This window comes from Barnesiella sp. CU968 (assembly GCF_905219685.1).
Classification (GTDB): domain Bacteria; phylum Bacteroidota; class Bacteroidia; order Bacteroidales; family Muribaculaceae; genus Lepagella; species Lepagella muris_A.
This window is the reverse complement of sequence record NZ_CAJMXD010000245.1, coordinates 1-4,522: the sequence shown is the minus strand read 5'-3', so window position 1 is coordinate 4,522 and position 4,522 is coordinate 1. Positions and strand designations below refer to the sequence as shown.

3 protein-coding genes are annotated in these 4,522 nt (G+C 42.8%); all 3 read right to left on the bottom strand.

Translation table 11 applies throughout. The annotated features are described in order from the left end of the window. On the bottom strand, positions 1 to 203 hold a 203-nt coding region (locus tag JX312_RS09595; protein WP_370541494.1), incomplete at its 3' end, for a hypothetical protein. Between the two features lie 33 nt (positions 204 to 236). Continuing rightward, a complete protein-coding gene (locus JX312_RS09590) occupies positions 237 to 1,790 on the bottom strand; it encodes a RagB/SusD family nutrient uptake outer membrane protein (protein WP_123405961.1) in 1,554 nt (517 codons plus the stop codon). 20 nt (positions 1,791 to 1,810) lie between these two features. After that, positions 1,811 to 4,522 (bottom strand): SusC/RagA family TonB-linked outer membrane protein (locus JX312_RS09585; protein WP_204457838.1); only part of this gene is annotated, 2,712 nt, incomplete at its 5' end.

Below are 4,522 nucleotides of genomic sequence, written 5' to 3'. Positions count from 1 at the left end.
ATAGTAACCTTCACGTCGCCGTTAGCCTTACCATCAACCTTTATAGGAACAAAGAACTGGCCTTCCGATTCTTTGACGGTTATCTGGCTGTCTGCCATATCTACCGAGACTCCGGCTTCTGTGTTGAAACTCTTGTTCTCTTCAGAACAGGAGGTTACCAACAGCGCGCCCAAAGAGAAAGCGAATATCTTTAGATATTTCATAAAATCTGTTGTTTTCAGTTAAACTTGGGTTAATTAATATCCGGGGTTCTGAACCATCTGCGGATTTGTTTCCATCTCATGGGAGGGGATGGGAAGAACATACTTGGAATCAGTAGCACTGTAAGTGACCTGAATACTTGCGGGCACAAGAGCGCTCGTAACACCGGTATACTCCAGTCCATAGTTATCACTGCGGGAAAACCCGAGTTTCCAACGACGAAGGTCACTAATACGGAATCCTTCGCCTATAAGCTCTTTATTACGCTCATTGCGTATTTGATCAATCAAGGTCTCTCCTGTATAATTCTCCTGAATGAAGTCATATAAACGAGCTTCCCGTATATCATTGAGAGCAGCGTTTGCTTTATCCACATTGCCCGAATTGGCGGCAGCCTCAGCCAATATAAGATACATTTCACTAAGACGGAAAGGTTTACCTAAATTCTTAAGATCATTACTAGTTCCTGAATTGAATTCTGGATTCCCTGGATATTTCACAAAAACCGGAGCTAAGACTGCAAGACCATCTACACGGAGTCTACGAGGTTCGAAGAAACATTCAAAGCGGACGTCGTTATAACGTTCATCTTCATTACTTCCATATAGATCAAGCGCATTGGCTGTCGGAATATAATCGGCAGTCTGCCCATCTTTCTGGTTGAAAGTCTCGCCTATTGAAGCCACTCCTCCACGTTGACTATTATTAGCATATGGAAGGAATATAAGCTCTGACCCTGAATCGCTGCTCCACATATTAAAGTATTGATCTATGCTACAAAGTTCGAAAGGTCCTGCTATTACCTTTTCAGCTTTGTCAATAGCTGTTTCCCAATCACCTTTCAACAATGCAATGCGAGCCTGAAGAGCTACTATCGCATATGTACTCAGATAAGGCGCATTGGGTCTCATATTTGAGCCTGCCCCCTCAATACCGCACTTTTCAAAATTCTCAATGTCAGCATAGGCTGCTGCCAAGTCATTCTCAATCTGAGAGAATGTCTCTGAAAGCGTGTTCCTACCCGGATATGCATCATAGTTGCTGGTTGGGGAATATTTCGTTACGATTGGAACTCCTGTATTGGCAGATGTGGGATCAATTACGGTATAAGAGTTGCAAAAACGGTCAGTAATATACCAATAGCAATATGCTCTGGTGAAATATGCTTCTCCTCGATAACGCTTAAGCTCCACCTTGTCTTGCTCAGAATATTTTTCATCTGCAATCATAGGCGCAATTTTCTCAAGGAAATAATTACAGTTTGCTATAGTTCCGTAAGGTCCTGCCCAAAGCCCGGCAAGGTTCTGTGTATCATTTGACAGGATAGCTGTCTTATTGCTCCAGAAGCCACCACGGTTTCCGTTGGTAGTCATTCCTACGAAGTTATCAGATTGCAGATCCTGACCTGTTATGTAACCTCCATTGCTAATGTCGCGTAAGTTAACATAAAGACCATTGCGGAAAGCAAGCGCGTCTCTGACATTAAGGATCGCGTCTTTGTCACCGAGCGTCCCTACGGGTTCCTCATTCATGCTACATGAAGCGAACAGCAATGCAGGAAGTGCAAAAATTAAAAATATCTTTTTCATATTCTATACGGTCAAAATAATTAGAATGAAACCTCAACCCCGAACTCATATTGACGGGTATTGGGATATGCAAATTTGTACATGTTGGTCTGAGGCTCAGGATCATAGCCGGTAAAGTCGGTCACTGTCCAAAGGTTACGACCAGTGAAGTGGAGCACAAGATTTGACAGACGCATCACATTTACGATATTCTTAGGAAATGAATAAGAAAGCGTAAGGTTCTTTAAACGAAGGAACGATGCATCTTCGATATAACGAGAGTCAAACTGCGGAGTCTCATTAGCATTCGGATACATGGTGACATCACCAGGTTTAGTCCACACATTGAGCATGCATACATCCTGGTTTTGTTGATAACCTTGGGATGCGTTCTGAAGGAAGAAAGCGTCATTATTTGTCATATATTTCTTGGCTGCCCAATTGAAGTCTACGCTAAGGCTGATGCCTTTCCAGCTTAAACTTGTACCAAAGCCTCCAGTCCATGGAGCAAACTGACTTTTACCTGTCATTACAGAGTTTTCCTCTTCGTTATAAATTTTTGTTATATTGTCGTTTTTATCAAGCCACATCTGTTTTCCATCACGTGGATCCACTCCCACATATCGCACAGAATAGAATTCACCTGCTGAATGACCCACCTCATAGCGCAATCCGGTATTAGGGATGGTGTAAGAATCACGTCCTGAGAAAAGTTCTGTAATCTTGTTCTTGTTGTAGTTGAAGTTGCAGCGCACACCCCAATACCAATCCTGTGTTTTGATAATGTCTGCTTGACCATTCACATCTACACCGGTATTTGTCATAGAACCGATATTGCCATAGCTGGCATCAAAGCCGGTCGTGTAGCTCCATGGAATCTGCATGAGCATATCTTTGGTTGTTTTCTTGTAAAAATCAATCTCAGCTGTAATGATTCCAAGCGTTTTAAATCGCAATGCGGCATCAAATGCATAGACTGTCTCCCATGTTAGATCCGGGTTACTGGGATTACCGAGTCCAGTAGAAGTTGTATTGGATCCCGTTCCATATCCTGGATTATAAGTACCGACAGTGCCGAAATATGCATAATTAGGAATTGAAGAGTTACCGGTTGAACCATAACTCACGCGAGCCTGCAGTTCGTTAAGCCATTCAACTGATTGAAGAAATTTTTCCTGTTTCACATTCCACATTCCTCCGACTGAGAAGAAATTTGACCAACGATGCCCCGGAGCAAATCTTGAACTGCCATCTCTACGATAAGTAGCCTCGAAGAAATAACGATTGTCAAAGTTATAGCTACCCTTCAAGAAAATAGAGTTAAAAATCTCGCGCTGCACACTCTGATTGAGCATGGAATTGTCAACATTAGGTCCCTGTTGAAGAAGCATCAATCGTCTGTCTGTAAAACCCTTGCTTGTAACAGTGAACATATCGTCTTTATTTATCATGGATTCCTCTCCAAGAAGAACAGTAACATCATGAAGATCATTTATCAGGATATTGTATTCAGCAGTATTTGTGAAAGTCCATGCATAATAACGTTGGAACGACTGTGTGCTCTGTCCGGAATTAAGAGCACCGATATTCGGATCATCTCCAAGTATATCTCCCATAGGGGTTAGTGTTGTCTCATATGGTAGCCATTTGTTGTCAAGTCTGTAATCGTATGCATTAACTGCTTGCTGAGCCCTGATCGTTAATCCTTTCACAGGAGTGATTTGTTCATATAGATTGAGATTTGCAGTAATGTTTGTGCGGTTGGACTTATTAGTCTCATAAATCCACTCGGGCGAATTGTAACCGAAATAATGCATCGTCATAGCACGATCACCGTAATGAATCTGCCCATCATCGTCTATTGTGTAATAGTATGGAGAATCATATGGGAAAGCCATGCGTGCGAATACCATAGGATTGGCTACATAAATGCCTGAATTTGTAACCTGACTATTGGTTCCATACTTAGTATAACCGAGGTTCGCCTGCAAACCTACTCGTAGCCAGTCGTTCACACGGCTATTGAGCGAAGTGCGAAGTGTTTCACGGCGCATACCGGACATGGTAATGATACCGTCTGCATCATAATGATTAAGAGAAAGATAATATGAAAGATTCTCACCGCCACCACTTACAGCCGCATCAACAGAATATGTTAGGGCGTTATCATTAAACATCTCTTTGCGCCAGTCGGTTGAGATTCCATATTTATCAACAATATCGCGTACTTCCTGACTCACAGGTGAACCAATCTTGTCACGGAACTCAATATATTGCTGAGAATTCATCATAGTCACATTGTCTTCCACCATCTGGCTCCAGCCTACATTCGCACGAAGTGTTACGTTCGCTTTTTCACCGAAAGCACCCCTTTTTGAGGTAATCACAATAACACCGTTTGCAGCACGAGAACCATAGATTGCTACAGAAGCGGCATCCTTAAGCACTGTAACACTTTTGATGTCATTGGGATTGAGTGTAGTAAACACGCTTGATGACACTGGTGCTCCGTCAAGAATGAACAGCGGAGTATTACCTGCATTAAGGGAGTTCACACCGCGAATACGGATCGCGTTGTCTGTTGAAGACGGGTCACCTGAATTAGAAAAGATGTTTAAACCAGGCACCTGACCCTGGAGAGCGTCAACGAACGTTGCAGTGGGTATATTTTCAAGTTGCTTCTCGCCGACTACGGCAACGGAACCTACTACAGAACCAAGTTTCTTGGCAGAACCGTAACCGAGAACCACGAG

Excerpts from the sequence above, each read along its gene's own strand:
- JX312_RS09590 (WP_123405961.1), bottom strand. The coding sequence starts at position 1,790 with ATGAAAAAGATATTTTTAATTTTTGCACTTCCTGCATTGCTGTTCGCT.